This window comes from Streptomyces sp. NRRL S-87, assembly GCF_000719335.1.
GTDB lineage: Bacteria > Actinomycetota > Actinomycetes > Streptomycetales > Streptomycetaceae > Streptomyces.
In genome coordinates, this window is sequence record NZ_JOGB01000004.1 from 85,195 (window position 1) to 99,238 (window position 14,044).

The following is a 14,044-nucleotide window of genomic DNA, read 5'->3' on the forward strand; positions in this document are numbered from 1 at the left end:
CCGCACCGCACGTGCGACCGCCCGCGGATCCTTCGGGGTCCGCGGGCGGTTCGCGTTTCGTGCGCGTGCGCAGGGGCTACCTGTGCGGGTCGTCGTCGATACCGAGCTGCTTCTCGACCTGCTGCTGGGCCTGGTCCACCTGCTCGGTGTACTTGTTGCCCGTCCGGTCGTCGACCTGCTTCTCGGCGGCGTCGGACAGCTTCTTGCCGTGCTCGCCGCGGAGCAGCTCCCTGGCCCGGTCCATGATGCCCATGCACGAACTCCCTTCGGTACCCCTTTCGTCACGCTACGCCCCATTGGCGTGATCCGCTCGGCGAAGGTCCCCCTAGGATCGGGACCCATGCGCCGCGCCCCCGCCCCGTCCGCCGCCGTCCTGCTGGCCTCCGCCCTGCTCCTGACGGGCTGTACGGGCACTCCGCCCCCCACCGACCGGGCCCGCGGACCACGGGCGGCCGGAGGCGCGTACGCGGCCGTCGACGCCCTGGCCGTCAAGGGCCGCGCCCCGAGGACCGGCTACTCCCGTGACGCGTTCGGCGCGGCCTGGCTCGACACCGACGCCAACGGCTGCGGGACCCGCGACGACATCCTCAGGAGGGACCTCACCGGCACGCGCTTCAAGGACGGGCACTGCAAGGTGGCCTCCGGCGTGCTGGAGAAGGACCCGTACACCGGCCGCCGGCTGGAGTTCGCGCGCGGCCGCTCCGCCATAGACGTCGACCACGTGGTGGCCCTCTCCGACGCCTGGCAGAAGGGCGCCCGGGGCTGGGACCGCGGCAAGCGCGTGGCGTTCGCCAACGACCCGCTCAACCTCGTCGCCGTCGACGCGGCCGCCAACCGCGGCAAGGGCGACGGCGACACCGCGACCTGGCTCCCGGCCAACCGCGCCTACCGCTGCCCGTACGTGGCCGCGCAGGTGGCCGTGAAGGCGAAGTACGGGCTGTGGGTGACGGCCGCCGAGCGGGACGCGATGAAACGCGTCCTCGCGGGCTGCCCGCAGCAGGCGCTGCCCGCCGGCGGCAACCCCACCACCCCGCCCGCCCGCTTCCGCTGACCCCCTCCACCACGTCCGCGCGGCCCCGGACCGTCCACGGACCGGTCCGGGTCCGGCCGTCCCCTCCACGGGCGGTACCGTCACCACCGCACCAACCCGGCAACGGTTCCGCACAACCCGGGAGCCACCGGCCGGACCGGTGTATACGCTCAAGGCCTGCCCGGGCGTGTCCGCGCCCCTACGACCAGGCCCCACCAGCCCACAGGAGCAGTCCATGCACGGCCCCGGCTACCCGCAGCAGCCGCCCACGCCCCCCGCCCGGCCCGCCGACGGCGCCGTGGTGGCACTGCGCGTGCTCTTCGTGGTCCTGCCGCTGCTCAGCTGCGGGTTCCTCTCCTGGGCCACCACCCTGCGGGCCGCGATCGTCTCCCGCCACCAGCGCACCTGGGGCGTGTTCGTGGGCGTCCTCGCCCTGAACATCCTCTTCCTGGTCCTCATCGCCAAGGACCCGACCGACGACCTCAGCACCTGGTACGGCAACCTCGCCATGGTCGGCTCGCTCGCCTCCGCCGCGGGCTCCATCGCCCACTTCCTGTACGTCGACATCCGCGGCCGCGGCGACGCCCCGGGCTGGTCGCCGTACGCGCGGCCGCCGGTGGTCTCCCCGGTCCAGCAGCCGTACGCCGGCCAGGGCTACGGCTACCCGCCCACCCAGACCACCCGGCCCGCGCACCAGGCGCCGCTGCCGCAGCCGCCGCTGAACCAGCAGCCGCCCGTCGCCCAGCCGCCGGTGAACCAGCCGCCCGTACCGCCGCAGCCGCAGCGCCTGGGCCAGGTCCGCGCCGAACTCGACGAGCTCAGCGAGCTGCTGCGCCGCGAGAGCGGCGGCCAGCACCCCGGCACCGACGAGACCCGCGACGGCGGCCCGCAGGGGCCGGGCCGGTGAGCGACCGCGTCATCGCCGGCCGCTACCAGCTCGCCACCATCCTCGGCGAGGGCGGCATGGGCCAGGTGTGGACCGGGTACGACCAGCGCCTCGACCGCCGCGTCGCCGTCAAGCTCCTGCGCCCCGACAAGGTCTCCGGCGGCAGCGCCGGCTCCGCCGAGGCCGAGGAGATGCGCCGCCGCTTCACCCGCGAGTGCCGCGTCACCGCCCAGGTCGACCACCCCGGCCTGGTCACCGTCCACGACGCCGGCAGCGACGGCGAGGACCTCTACCTCGTCATGCAGCACGTCGAGGGCTGCGACCTCGCCGACCACCTCGCCCAGCACAGCCCGTACCCGTGGACCTGGGCGGTCTCGGTGGCCGCCCAGCTGTGCGGGGTGCTCGCCGCCGTCCACGCGGTGCCGATCGTCCACCGCGACCTCAAGCCGCGCAACGTGATGGTCGGCCCCGACGGCACGGTCACCGTCCTCGACCTCGGCGTGGCCTCCGTCATGGACACCCCCGACACCACCCGCCTCACGCAGGTCGGCGTCCCCATCGGCAGCCCCGCCTACATGGCCCCCGAGCAGGCGCTGAGCGGCGCCGTCGGCCCGTACACCGACCTGTACGCGCTCGGCGTGGTGCTGCACGAACTCCTCAGCGGCGGCGTGCCCTTCGCCGGGGCCACCGCCCTCGGCGTGCTGCACCGGCACCTGAGCGAGGCGCCCGTCCCGCTGCGGCAGCTGCGCCCCGACGTGCCGCCCGCGCTGGAGGCCCTCGTGCTGCGCCTGCTCGCCAAGGAGCCCGAGGCCCGGCCCGGCTCCGCCCAGGAGGTGTACGAGGCGCTCGTACCACTGCTGCCCTCGCACGGCCGGCCCGCCGAGGCCCTGGACCCGACCCGGCCCTTCCTGCGCCCGCACGCCCCCTGGCCCGACCGGGCCGGCTCCGCCCCGGCCACGAGCACGCCCGCGGCGCAGCCCGCGCCCGCGGACGACCGCCCCCGTACCGACATCGCGGCCGAGGTCGACCACGTCCGGCGCCTGCTCGACGAGGGCCGCCTCACCCAGGCCGCCGACCTGCTCGGCAACCTGCTGCCGGTGGCGGCCTCCCAGCACGGCGAGTACTCCGCCGTCGTGCGCTCGCTGCGCAAGCAGTACGCGGCCACGCTGATGGACGACGGCCAGTACCGGCGCGCCCTGCCCGAACTGCGCCGGCTCGCCCAGGACTACGCGGCCGACACCGGCACCGGCAGCGGCCAGCACAAGGCCCTGCGGGTCCGCTACGAGATCGCCCAGTGCCTGGAGCAGCTCGGTGAAGCGGCGGCCGCCCTCGCCGAATACCGGGCGCTGCTGCCGTACTTCGAGAACCAGTACGCCAACTCCGACCGCGAGCTGCCGCTGGAGATCCGTCGGCGCATCGGCCACCTGCTGCTGTCGCTCGGCGACCGCCCGGCCGCCCGCGACACCCTCGGTCGCCTCCTCTTCGACGCCGAGCGCCTGCACGGTCCCCACCACCCGTTCGCGGCCGAACTGCGCAACACCCTGCACTGGCTCAGCCAGGTGCCGTAGGGGGTGCGGCCCGGGCCGGCACGGGGCCGGGCCGGGCCGACCTCCGCTGCGTCGCGCCCGCTGCTCAGTAGGTGCCCTTCCAGATCGTGAGCTTCAGGCGGACGTAGCCCTCCTGCAGGCCGCCGCCCTTGAACTCGACCAGGCCGACGAGGCCGGTCTTCGACAGCACACAGAACCGGAAGCCCGGCTTCATGTCGGAGACCTCCACCTTGTCCTGGAAGCGGGTCACGGTGCTGCACGTCGCGTGAGAGCCGCTCTCGTTCCGGCCCAGCACGACGAGTTGGCTCTCGTCATCGACCCACAGAGCGGCCGACCACCGGTACAGTTCCCGCTGCTTCCCGTTCTTCTTGACCGGCCGCAGCGGGTCGTCGTCGAGGCTGAAGCCGTAGTCCTCGGCCACGTCCACGGTCGCGGTCCTGTAGACGTCCGACGGCGCTCCGCCCGCCGAGGGCGAGGGGCTGCCGGACCCGCCGTCCGACCCGCCCGATCCGGACGCGCCCCCCGCCCCGCCCGCCGGCGCCGTGACGGTGGCCGTCACGGTCGTGGTGGCCGTGACCGTCACGGTGGCGGCGACGCGCTCGGCGGTCGGTGAGGCGACCACCGCCGGCAGCCCGAAGAAGCCGAGGACCAGGCCGATGAGGCCGGTGAGGGCGGAGATCCAGCCCGCCACCTCCCCGAAGACGCGCACCGTGCCCCCGCGACCCCGGTCGGGACCCGGATCGGCAGGCGGCTCCGACGGCACCGGTGGCGGTGGTGGCGGCGTGCTCGGCGTCGCGGTCATGCATCCCCCCCGTTATCGGCCACGCACGGGCCGAATGGCGGGGTCATTGTGTCCGTCAGGACCTCCGGTGACGCCGCACGTGCCGGAACCTGACCGGAATCCGCCCCCGGACGGCCAGACCGCCGAGGACCAGCAGGGCGGCCGCCCCCGCTCCGGCCCCCGCCCGCAGGCCCGGCGGGCGGAAGGTGCAGACCACGGTCGTGCCCTTCACCGGGGTGGCGACCAGCCCGAAGTAGGAGGACGCCGGGGCACCGTCGCAGCGCCAGCCGGCGGTGCGGGGGGCGGCCAGGACGGCCGTCCCCCGGCTGCCGGGCGGGAGTTCGGCACGGACGCCGTCGTCGGTGACCGAGACCCGGACCGCGCCCGTCGCCCGGAGCCGGGCGACCGCGGCCGCCAACCGCTCCCGGTCCAGGCAGCCGAGCAGCCACTCCCGGGGGGCGGCCCGCTCGAAGACCACGCGGGCGGCCGGGCCGCCGGGCGAGACCCCGAGCGGCTGGAGCGCCGCCCGGTACCGCGGCCGCCCGCCGACCAGGCGCAGCGACGGCCCGCGGGAGCCCAGCCGGACCCGCCCGTCGTAGTCCGGCGCCCACAGGTACGTCCCGGTGCCCGCCCGGCACACCCCGCCGACCGGGTCCTCGTACACCCGCGCCCCCAGCAGGAGTTCCTGGTTGCGGAAGGGGGACGGGCCGAACCGGCCCGGATCGGCCTCCGGCCGTACCGTCACCAGCGGCGGCACCGCGGCGCGCGCCACCGCGGTGCCCCGCACCCGTGCGCCCACCGCGAAGACCGCGTCCGTGACCGGGTTGTCGAGGCTCTGCAGGCTGCGCCCCCGCGAGGTCCAGCCCGCACCCAGCGCGGCCATCGTGCGCGTCAGCACGGCGGGGGTGTGGCTGCTGTAGTACGCCCCGCCCTCGCCGCCGAGCAGCAGCGGGTCGTTGCCGGAGAACTGGTCGCGCCCCGGATCGGTGCGGTAGGCCGGCCAGCCGTCGGCGGCGGCGACCGCCGCGGCCCGCGCGCCGTGCGCCGCACCCCAGGCGGGGTAGTCGTCCAGCCGCCCCAGCCGGGCCCGGTCCGTGTACGCCGTGGTCGCCGCGGCCTGCCCGGCCAGCGAGCCGGCGAGCAGCAGCGCCGCCACCACCGACCGGCCGCGCCGGCGCCCGCGGGCCGCCGCCCGGGCCAGCAGGAGGCCGCCGGCCGCGGCCGCGAGGCCCGCCCCGAAGAGCGGCAGGCTCCACGCACTGGGCAGCGCGCTGCCGGCCGCCGCGGCCGCGAGCGCGGTCAGCACCGCCCCGCCGCCGAGCAGCGCGCGGGGTGCGGGCCAGCCGTGCGCGACCGCCGCCCAGGCAGCCATGACCAGCACCCCGGCGAGCACGAAGGTCTGCCGGTACGGGCTGCCGTTGGGGGTCTGGAAGACGTGCCAGGCCAGGTGCGCGGGCTCCCACTGGAACGACAGCGCCACGGCCACCGCCAGCGCGGGCCAGGCCCACCGCTCCCGGCCCGGCACCCCCCGGTGGAAGGCCAGGGCGGCCGCGAGCAGCAGGGTGCCCGTCCCCGTGAACACGGCCGGGGTGAAGAAGTCGTACGTCGCCGGCAGCGCCCGGGCGAACACGTCCGCCCACCCGGCCGGCCGGAAGACCGCCGCCATCCCGGGGTACGCGTGCCGGGACCCCAGGAACACCGGAACCAGCACCGGCGCGGCCAGCCCGACGCCGAGCAGCGTCCGCCCGGCGGCCCGTGCGAGCACCCGGGCGGAGCCCCGCGCGTACTCCCGCACGTACCCCCGGACCCCCGCGGACGCCGGGACGGCCGGCGCGAGGCGGACCAGCAGCACCAGGCCCGCGCCCAGTGTGGCCATGTACGCGGTGTAGAAGTTCGCGGTCCAGGCCAGCGCCACCACCAGCGGGCCGAGCAGCGGCCGGCGCCCCCGCAGCGCCCACTCGCCGGCGAGGCAGAGCAGGGGGAGGGCGATCAGGCCGTCCAGCCACATGGGGTTGTACGCGGCCTCGGTCACCGACCAGCCGCACAGCGCGTACGAGGCACCCAGGACGGCCGCCGCCCAGCCCCGCCCGCGGCCCCGGTGCTGGGTGCGCAGCAGCCAGGTCATCGCGGCCGCCGCCACCGCCGTCTTGAGGACGCAGACCACGTACACGGCCAGGTCGATCCGGTCGCGGGGGAAGAGGGCGACGAGCGGGGCGAAGGGGCTCGTGAGGTACGTGCCGAGGTCCGGCAGGAAGGCGGTGCCGTAGCCGGACTGCCAGTTGAGCAGCAGCCCGCCGGCGGCCCGGCCGTGCAGCAGGTCCCACAGGTGCGCGTGGAAGGGGATGAACTGGTTGTTCAGGTCGTTGACGGCGCGGTGGTGCGGCCCGAAGGGGAAGACCCGCGCCACCGCGTCCCCGGCGACGAGGGACAGGGCGGCCAGGAGTCCGGCGAGGACGGCCGGGCGGACGCCGGTACGGGCCGGGCGGACGCCGGTACGGGCCCGGCGGACGCCGGTACGGGGCGGCTTCCCGGGGTCGGCGGTCACCGGGGCCGGGCCCCCGGTACGGGGAAGGGGGCGTTCCGTTGTCGACATGGTGGAGGAGAGACTGCCGACCCCGTGCGCCGAGGCGGTGAACGCGACGGAACCGCCAGGGAATCGTTGGTCGAATCGGTAGCTGAGATCAGCCCGACTCCCTACCATCGATCACCGCACGGCTTGTGCATGGACGCACAATCTCCGGGAGGCTCCCTTGCACCGTCGCACAGCGCTCTCCGTCTCCGCCGCCCTGCTGGCCGCGGCCCCCCTGCTCACCGCGTGCGCGAGCGACACCCGCGCCGGTACGGCGGCCGTGGTCGGCGGCGAGCGGATCGCGACCTCCGCGCTGCAGGCCCAGGTCAAGGACGTCCGCGAGGCGCAGAACCGTTCTCCCCAGGCCGCCGACCTCATCGGGAACTCGGCGGGCCTGGAGCGCGCCAAGCTGAACTCGATGATCCAGAGCCTGGTGCTGGAGAAGGCCGCGAAGAACGCCGGGCTGACCGTCACCACCAGGGAGATCGAGGACGCCCGCGCGGCCGACGTGCAGCGGCTGGGCGGCGAGGAGCAGTTCGAGGCGATGGTCCTCCAGCAGGCCTCCATCGCGCCCGACCAGATCGACGCCGCGGTCCGGGACCGGCTCATCGTCGGCAAGCTCGGCGACAAGTACGGGCACGAGCAGATCATCGGACCGGTCGCGGCCGCGGCGAAGCAGCTCGGGGTCAAGGTCAACCCGCGCTACGGGGCGTGGGACGCGTCCAAGATCCAGCTCGCCGCGGTCAGGACGCCGTGGATCACCCAGCGCACGGCCCCCCAGGAGGCCCCCCGCCCGGCGTGACGCCCGCGCCCGCGCCCCCGCCCCCGCCCCGCGACCTCGGTCGCCCGGTCGGCCTCAGGGACCGGTCAGGGGCGGGCCGGGGCCGCGTCAGGGCAGCGGGGCGGGGCGGGCCGGTCCGGCGGGGTAGGTTCGAAGGGTGACTGACACGACCGCCACCACCACCGACCCCGAGGCGACCGGCACCGGCCGCATCGTCCTGCTCACGACCAGCCACCGGGTGGCTCCCGGCCTGCTGTCCTGGACGGCCTGGGAGGCTCTGCGCGGCGCGGACCGGGTGCTGTGCGCCGACCCGGGGCACCCCCAGCTGCCGTACCTGCGCGAGGCCGGGATAGCCGTGGAGGAGGCGTACCTCGACGCCCAGGAGCTCGTGGCCGCTGCCGCGGGCGGCCGGACGGTCGTCGTGGTGCCCGGGGGCGAGGGCGACCGCCGCCTGACGGACGGGCTGGCCCGCATGGCCGGCTCCGGACGGGTGTCCATGCCCGCCCTGGAACTGCTGCCCGGCTCGTACGACCTGCCCGGGGCCCGCCTCCTGGACCTCGTCCAGGTGATGGACCGCATCCGGCGCGAGTGCCCGTGGACCTCGCTGCAGACCCACGAGGGCCTGGCCAAGTACGCGATCGAGGAGGCGTACGAGCTCGTCGAGGCCATCGAGGACGGCGAGCGGCACGAGCTGCGCGAGGAGCTCGGCGACGTGCTGCTCCAGGTCGTCTTCCACGCGCGCATCGCCGAGGAGGACGCCGAGGAGCCCTGGTCCATCGACGACGTGGCCGGGACCATCGTGGAGAAGCTGATCCACCGGCACCCGCACGTCTTCGGGGACGCCACCGCCGAGACCCCCGAGGACGTCAAGGCCCACTGGCTGCGGACCAAGGCCGACGAGAAGCGGCGGGAGTCCGTCACGGACGGCATCCCCCTGGGCCAGCCGGGCCTCGCGCTCGCGGCGAAGCTCGCCGGGCGGGTGCGCGGCGCCGGGGTGGACGTGGCCCTGCCCGAGGGCGACGGGATCGGGTACGAGCTGCTGGCCCTCGCCGCGCGCGCCGACGCGGAGGGGGTCGACCCGGAGACCGCGCTGCGGGCGGCGGCCCGGGCGTACCGGGACGCGATCCGCGCCGCCGAGGGCGTCGGCGCCTGACACCGGTCCCCGGCCGCTCAGAACGGGCAGGCCCCGGACCCGGACCCGTGACCGGACCCGTGACCGGTCTCTCGGGCGGGTCCGGACCCGTGACCGGACCCGGACCCGCCGGAGGGACCGGCCCCGCCGCCGGACGCTCCCGGACCGGGACCGGGGCCGAACTCGGGGCCGAGCCCCGAACCGGGGCTGATCCCGGGCGGTGTCCGGTGGCCGCCGGCCGAGGAGGGCCGCGGCGCCCGGTCGGCCGGGTTGTACCAGTGCGTCCGCGGCCGGTTCAGGAACCACTCGCCGAACCCCAGCGGCCGGACCCGGTCCCCACCCGAGGGCGCCGGCACGGCGTCGTAGAAGACCCGTGCGGGGTCCGCGCCCAGGTCCTCCAGCAGGGCGGCGGTCTCGTCGAGGAACAGCGGCGGCCCGCTGAGGTACACGTCCTGCTCCCGCCACAGCCCGCGGGTGGCGAGCGCGGTCGCGAGGCGGTCGGTGGCCTGGTTGCGGTGCTGGCCGGGAGCGGGGGTGATGTACGTGACGCCGAGCCAGCGGCACTGCTCCTGGAGCCGTTCGATCAGCGGCCGGTCGTACAGGTGCGGTTGGTCGCGGGCCACGACGAACAGCCGGACGTCCTGCTGCGGCGGGTTCTCGACCAGCTCCTCCAGCATGGCCCGGACCGGCGCCCAGCCCGTGCCCGCCGCGATGAAGCTGACCGGGCGGTTCGCGTCCCGGCGCAGGGTCATCGCGCCGCCCGCCGCGCCCAGCCGCAGCCGTTCGCCAGGCTGCGCCTCGCGGACCAGGTGGTTGCTGAGCCGGCCGCGCGCGATGCGGCTGACGTGCAGGTCGAGGGTCAGGTCGGCACGGGGCGCGTTGCCGATCGAGTACGTCCGCCACGTCGTCGGCACCCGCCCGCTGCTCACGCTCACGTACTGCCCGGGGGAGTAGGGCAGTCGCCGGTGCGGCAGCAGCGTGAGCACGGCTATGTCCCGGCCGTACTGGAGGTGCCGCACGATCTCGGCGTCCCACCAGGGCGGGTCCGCGCTCTCGGCGGCGCCGGCCGTCATCACGTCGGCGATCACCTGGTACGCCTCGCCCCACGCCTTCTCCACCGCGGGGGTCCAGGCCTCCCCGGCCGCCTCGGCCAGTGCGGCGAGCAGACTGGTCCCCACGGCGGCGTAGTGCTCGGCGCCGACCAGGAACTTGCGGTGGTCCCGCCCCAGGTCCCGCAGATACGGGACGAGGGACGGGTCGTCCAGGTGCGACACGACGTGGGTGAGCGCGGCGAAGAGCCGGTCGCGCTGCCGCTCCATGTCCTCGAATCCTGGAGGGAACATCTCCCGGATGCCCGGGTTATGCCAGAACAGGTGCGAGTAGAAGTACTTGACCGCGTGCTCGGCGCGCCGCTCCACCACCGCGAAACTGCTCTTCAAGATCCTCACATCCACCAACCGAAAGTAGGAATGTGAGACTCGGTCAGGTCAAGGTCCGTCGTATCTACGGACAGCCTGCGGCATACCCGCGCATATGCCTAAGGCCTACCTGGCGGTACGCGGGGCCGGCTCCGGTGGGCGCTCCGCCGCACCACCCCCGATACCCCTGATGAGGGCCCCGGGCGCCGTTCGGTTGCCTCCCCGGACTGTCCTTCCCGCCGCGCCGACCCGCTGGATCGGTTGTCGTCTACAGCTGTACCGATGCGGTAGCCGGCGCTCCCCCCACCGCAGTACCCGCCACCCCCTCCGATGGCTGACCTCCGGTCCCCACGCCCCGTCCGCCTCACTTCAGGTCGAAGCCGCCGGCTATGAGGTACAGGTCCGGACTGTCCACGGAGGGGGCCTCGCACCGGGTGGCGACGGGCGGGGCGTCCCGGGAGTCCGGGACGCCGGTCCAGGCGACCCGGCTACGGCCCTCGGCGTCGCGGTGGAAGCCGAGCGCGACCTCCGGGTGCCAGCCCGCGGGGAAGTGCGGCTGCTCGGCGCCCGGCGGGACGGTGTACGTCACCGAGTCCGCGGTGCCGGTGAGGACGGCGTCCTCCCCCTGCCTGACGAGGCAGTCGACCCTGATCTCGGCCCGTACCGTGCCGGTCCACCGCCCGTTCTCGCGGAACGCGTGCCGGACGGTCACGTGACCCCATGACATCGCGGGCGTCGGCCGCACCTCGCCGGGGCGCGCGACGGAGTGCGCGTCGACGCCCAGGGTGATCGCACCGTCCGGGTCGGGCGCGGGGCCCCGCAGGGCGAGCCGCCCCCAGCCGCGCAGGCTGGTGCCCGCCCGCACGCCGACGTCGGACGCGCGCGCGGCAGGAGCGGCGGCGGCGGTCGTGACAGCGGCGGCGGCGGGAGGCGTGACGGAAGCGGCGGGGGAGGGGTGGGTGGAGGCGGCGGAGGCCGCGGTGACGGGTACGGCGACCACGGCGGCCGTGGCCAGCGCGATGCCCGTGAGGAACGTACGCATGATCGGACCTCGATTCCGGTGCGGTGGCGGGTCGGTTCGATCCCGCCGCACCCACGCTCGCAGCCGCCCGCCTCCGCCACGTCCCCCGTGAGAGGGGACCGCCTCCCCCGCTCGGGGGAGGGCGCCACCGCCCCCGTAACCCGGTCCCCCCGCCGGCCCGCCGCGGCACCGCCCGGGCGGTGCGCCTCCACCGGGGCGACTAGGGTCGGGCGCATGCAGGACCAGCCCTCCGCCCAGACCCCGCCCGAGCTCTTCACCTGGGAGTTCGCCACCGACCCGTACCCCGCCTACGCGTGGCTGCGGGAGCACGCCCCGGTGCACCGGACCCGGTTGCCCAGCGGGGTCGAGGCCTGGCTGGTGACCCGCTACGCGGACGCCCGCCAGGCCCTCGCCGACCAGCGGCTCAGCAAGAACCCCGCGCACCACGCGGAGCCCGCGCACGCCAAGGGCAAGACGGGCATTCCGGGCGAGCGCAAGGCCGAGCTGATGACCCATCTGCTCAACATCGACCCGCCGGACCACACCCGGCTGCGGCGACTGGTGTCGAAGGCGTTCACGCCCCGCCGCGTCGCGGAGTTCACGCCCCGGGTGCAGCAGCTGACCGACCAGCTCATCGACGGCTTCGCGGAGAAGGGGGAGGCGGACCTCATCCACGAGTTCGCGTTCCCGCTCCCCATCTACGCCATCTGCGAGATGCTCGGCGTACCGCGCGAGGACCAGGACGACTTCCGCGACTGGGCGGGCATGATGATCCGCCACGGCGGCGGGCCGCGCGGCGGCGTGGCGCGCTCGGTCAAGCAGATGCGGAGCTACCTGGTCGACCTGATCCACCGCAAGCGGGACGACCTGGGCGACGACCTGATCTCCGGTCTCATCCGGGCCGGCGACCACGGCGAGCACCTCACGGAGAACGAGGCCGCCGCGATGGCCTTCATCCTGCTCTTCGCGGGCTTCGAGACGACCGTCAACCTCATCGGGAACGGCCTGCACTCCCTCTTCATGAACCCCGGCGAGCGCGACCGGCTGCAGGCCTCCCTCGCCGCCGGCGAGACGGACCTGCTGGCCACGGGCGTGGAGGAGCTCCTCCGCTACGACGGCCCGGTCGAGCTCGCCACGTGGCGGTTCGCCACCGAGCCCCTGACCCTCGGCGGGCAGTCGGTCGGCACCGGCGACCCGGTGCTGGTCGTGCTCGCGGCGGCCGACCGCGACCCGGCGCGCTTCGCCGAACCCGACACCCTCGACCTCGCCCGCTCCGACAACCAGCACCTCGGCTACGGCCACGGCATCCACTACTGCCTCGGCGCGCCGCTCGCGCGCCTGGAGGGGCAGACCGCTCTGGCCACGCTCCTGACGCGCCTGCCCGACCTGCGACTTGCCGTCGAGCCGACCGAACTGCGCTGGCGGGGTGGGCTCATCATGCGCGGACTGCGCACCCTCCCGGTCACCTTCACGCCGGAAGGGGCGTGACGGTTCCCTTAAGGAAGATTTCCCTCCGGAACCCGGCCCGAGGGGCGCCGAGGGGCATCGGGAGGGCGGGTCGGGGGGACGTAACGGGCTCAACTGGACGCCGGTAGACGGCCCGTAGGGATTCCACCACGGAGCGGAACTGAGCATTCCTCAGTTTCGTGATCTCAACGTGATCTGCGCTGCATCGACTTGTGACATGCGTTCGAACCCGGCTAGGTTCGCGGTCGCCCCTTTGCCGCCACGTGAAAGGTCCCTCACGCATGCGCTCCGGTAACGGCCGCCACCGTCGGCCCCGCCAGGCCCCCGCGATCGTCGTCACGGCTGGAGTCACCGGCTCCGCCCTCGCGCTGCCGCTGCTCGCGGCCACCAGCGCGTCCGCCGCCGACACCACAACCTGGGACAAGGTCGCCGAGTGCGAGAGCGGCGGCGCCTGGAGCGCCGACCTCGGCAACGGCTTCTACGGCGGACTGCAGTTCACGCAGGAAGTCTGGGAGAGCAACGGCGGCCTCGCGTACGCCGCCCGCGCCGACCTCGCCAGCCGTTCCCAGCAGATCACCGTCGGCGAGCGGGTGCTCGCCGCCCAGGGCCCGTCGGCCTGGCCGATGTGCGCGGGCCCGGCCGGCCTGAAGAAGGGCGACCCGAAGGCCAAGGTCGACGCCGGCCTGGAGGACGAGGGCAAGCCGGTCACCCCGGCCCCGGTCCGCCCCGACCAGGGAACGGAGACCCCGGCCGAGCGGACCGAGCCCGCCACCCCCGGCACCCCGAGCCCGGGTGCCACCACGCCGACGGCGCCCACCACCCCGACGACGCCCGCGACCCCGGGCGGCCCGACGGACCCCGCCTCGCCGTCCACGCCCACGACCCCGGGCACCCCCGGCACCCCGGGTACGCCCGGCACGCCCGGCACGCCCACCGTCCCCGGTACGCCCGGCACCCCCGACGTCCCGACCGGCACACCGGGCACCCCCGGCACCCCGACCGGCACCCCGTCGGACCCCGGCCAGACCGCCGACGGTGCCACCGGCAAGCACCGCGGCACCCCGGCCCCCGAGGGACCCGGAACCGAATCGGACATATTTGCCGCAACGGGACGTCACGCCGCGAATGGTGACCAGGGTGCAGCTGACGGCGCGTCCGGAAACGACGTCTCCACGCTGACGGAGACCCCCGCCGACCCGACGTACACCGTGCAGCCCGGCGACAGCCTCTCGGAGATCGCGGACGCGAAGGGCCTCAAGGGCGGCTGGGGTGCCCTCTACAAGGCGAACGAGCAGGTCATCGGGGATGACGCGGACCTCATCAAGCCGGGACAGAGCCTCCACCTCGGGCAGAAGTAGGGGCAGTTCGGGCGCAGTCGGGACACCCGGTACGCGTTGAATGTCCGGGTTTGG

The 14,044-nt window shown here is 75.2% G+C and carries 12 protein-coding genes; 7 read left to right on the forward strand and 5 right to left on the reverse strand.

Annotated elements, in window-relative coordinates; all coding sequences use genetic code 11:
* Positions 1–76: 76 nt before the first annotated feature.
* The gene (locus IF43_RS38910) at positions 77–253 is read right to left on the reverse strand and encodes an antitoxin (RefSeq protein ID WP_078909896.1); all 177 of its coding nucleotides are present in this window, start codon (positions 251–253) and stop codon (positions 77–79) included.
* An 87-nt stretch (positions 254–340) separates the two neighbouring features.
* Here IF43_RS38910 and IF43_RS0104175 point away from each other — a divergent pair, with 87 nt between their 5' ends.
* The 3 genes from IF43_RS0104175 to IF43_RS0104185 all read left to right on the forward strand — a co-directional run bounded on the left by IF43_RS0104175 (position 341) and on the right by IF43_RS0104185 (position 3,484).
* On the forward strand, positions 341–1,051 hold the full coding sequence (locus tag IF43_RS0104175) for an HNH endonuclease family protein (protein ID WP_030193901.1): 711 nt from the start codon (positions 341–343) through the stop codon (positions 1,049–1,051).
* A 214-nt stretch (positions 1,052–1,265) separates the two neighbouring features.
* On the forward strand, positions 1,266–1,937 hold the full coding sequence (locus IF43_RS0104180; protein ID WP_030193904.1) for a hypothetical protein: 672 nt from the start codon (positions 1,266–1,268) through the stop codon (positions 1,935–1,937).
* Entirely contained in the window at positions 1,934–3,484 is a 1,551-nt protein-coding gene (locus IF43_RS0104185; protein ID WP_030193906.1) for a serine/threonine-protein kinase, read from the forward strand. The genes IF43_RS0104180 and IF43_RS0104185 overlap by 4 nt, the downstream gene beginning before the upstream one ends.
* A 64-nt stretch (positions 3,485–3,548) precedes the next feature.
* On the opposite strand, the gene IF43_RS0104190 is transcribed toward IF43_RS0104185, so the two are convergent.
* Complete coding sequence (locus IF43_RS0104190) at positions 3,549–4,172, reverse strand: hypothetical protein (protein ID WP_030193909.1); 624 nt, start codon at positions 4,170–4,172, stop codon at positions 3,549–3,551.
* Positions 4,173–4,320: 148 nt separating this feature from the next.
* Positions 4,321–6,789 carry a YfhO family protein gene (locus IF43_RS0104195; RefSeq protein WP_051794660.1) on the reverse strand — a complete coding sequence of 823 codons (2,469 nt, stop codon included), beginning with the start codon at positions 6,787–6,789 and terminating at the stop codon, positions 4,321–4,323.
* Between the two features lie 205 nt (positions 6,790–6,994).
* Between IF43_RS0104195 and IF43_RS0104200 the strand changes: the two genes are divergently transcribed.
* Together IF43_RS0104200 and IF43_RS0104205 are read left to right on the forward strand one after the other, a co-directional pair.
* Positions 6,995–7,615: a SurA N-terminal domain-containing protein gene (locus tag IF43_RS0104200; protein ID WP_030193914.1), complete on the forward strand. Its 621-nt coding sequence runs from the start codon at positions 6,995–6,997 to the stop codon at positions 7,613–7,615.
* Positions 7,616–7,751: 136 nt separating this feature from the next.
* The gene (locus tag IF43_RS0104205) at positions 7,752–8,747 is read left to right on the forward strand and encodes a nucleoside triphosphate pyrophosphohydrolase (protein ID WP_030193917.1); all 996 of its coding nucleotides are present in this window, start codon (positions 7,752–7,754) and stop codon (positions 8,745–8,747) included.
* 17 nt (positions 8,748–8,764) lie between these two features.
* Here IF43_RS0104205 and IF43_RS0104210 read toward each other — a convergent pair whose 3' ends face one another.
* Complete coding sequence (locus tag IF43_RS0104210) at positions 8,765–10,165, reverse strand: globin domain-containing protein (RefSeq protein WP_078909898.1); 1,401 nt, start codon at positions 10,163–10,165, stop codon at positions 8,765–8,767.
* Positions 10,166–10,508: 343 nt separating this feature from the next.
* Entirely contained in the window at positions 10,509–11,186 is a 678-nt protein-coding gene (locus tag IF43_RS41410) for a hypothetical protein (RefSeq protein ID WP_030193923.1), read from the reverse strand.
* Positions 11,187–11,399: 213 nt separating this feature from the next.
* Here IF43_RS41410 and IF43_RS0104220 point away from each other — a divergent pair, with 213 nt between their 5' ends.
* Together IF43_RS0104220 and IF43_RS0104225 are read left to right on the forward strand one after the other, a co-directional pair.
* Positions 11,400–12,653: a cytochrome P450 gene (locus IF43_RS0104220; RefSeq protein WP_030193925.1), complete on the forward strand. Its 1,254-nt coding sequence runs from the start codon at positions 11,400–11,402 to the stop codon at positions 12,651–12,653.
* A 260-nt stretch (positions 12,654–12,913) separates the two neighbouring features.
* A complete protein-coding gene (locus tag IF43_RS0104225; protein ID WP_030193928.1) occupies positions 12,914–13,990 on the forward strand; it encodes a transglycosylase family protein in 1,077 nt (358 codons plus the stop codon).
* Positions 13,991–14,044: the final 54 nt, after the last annotated feature.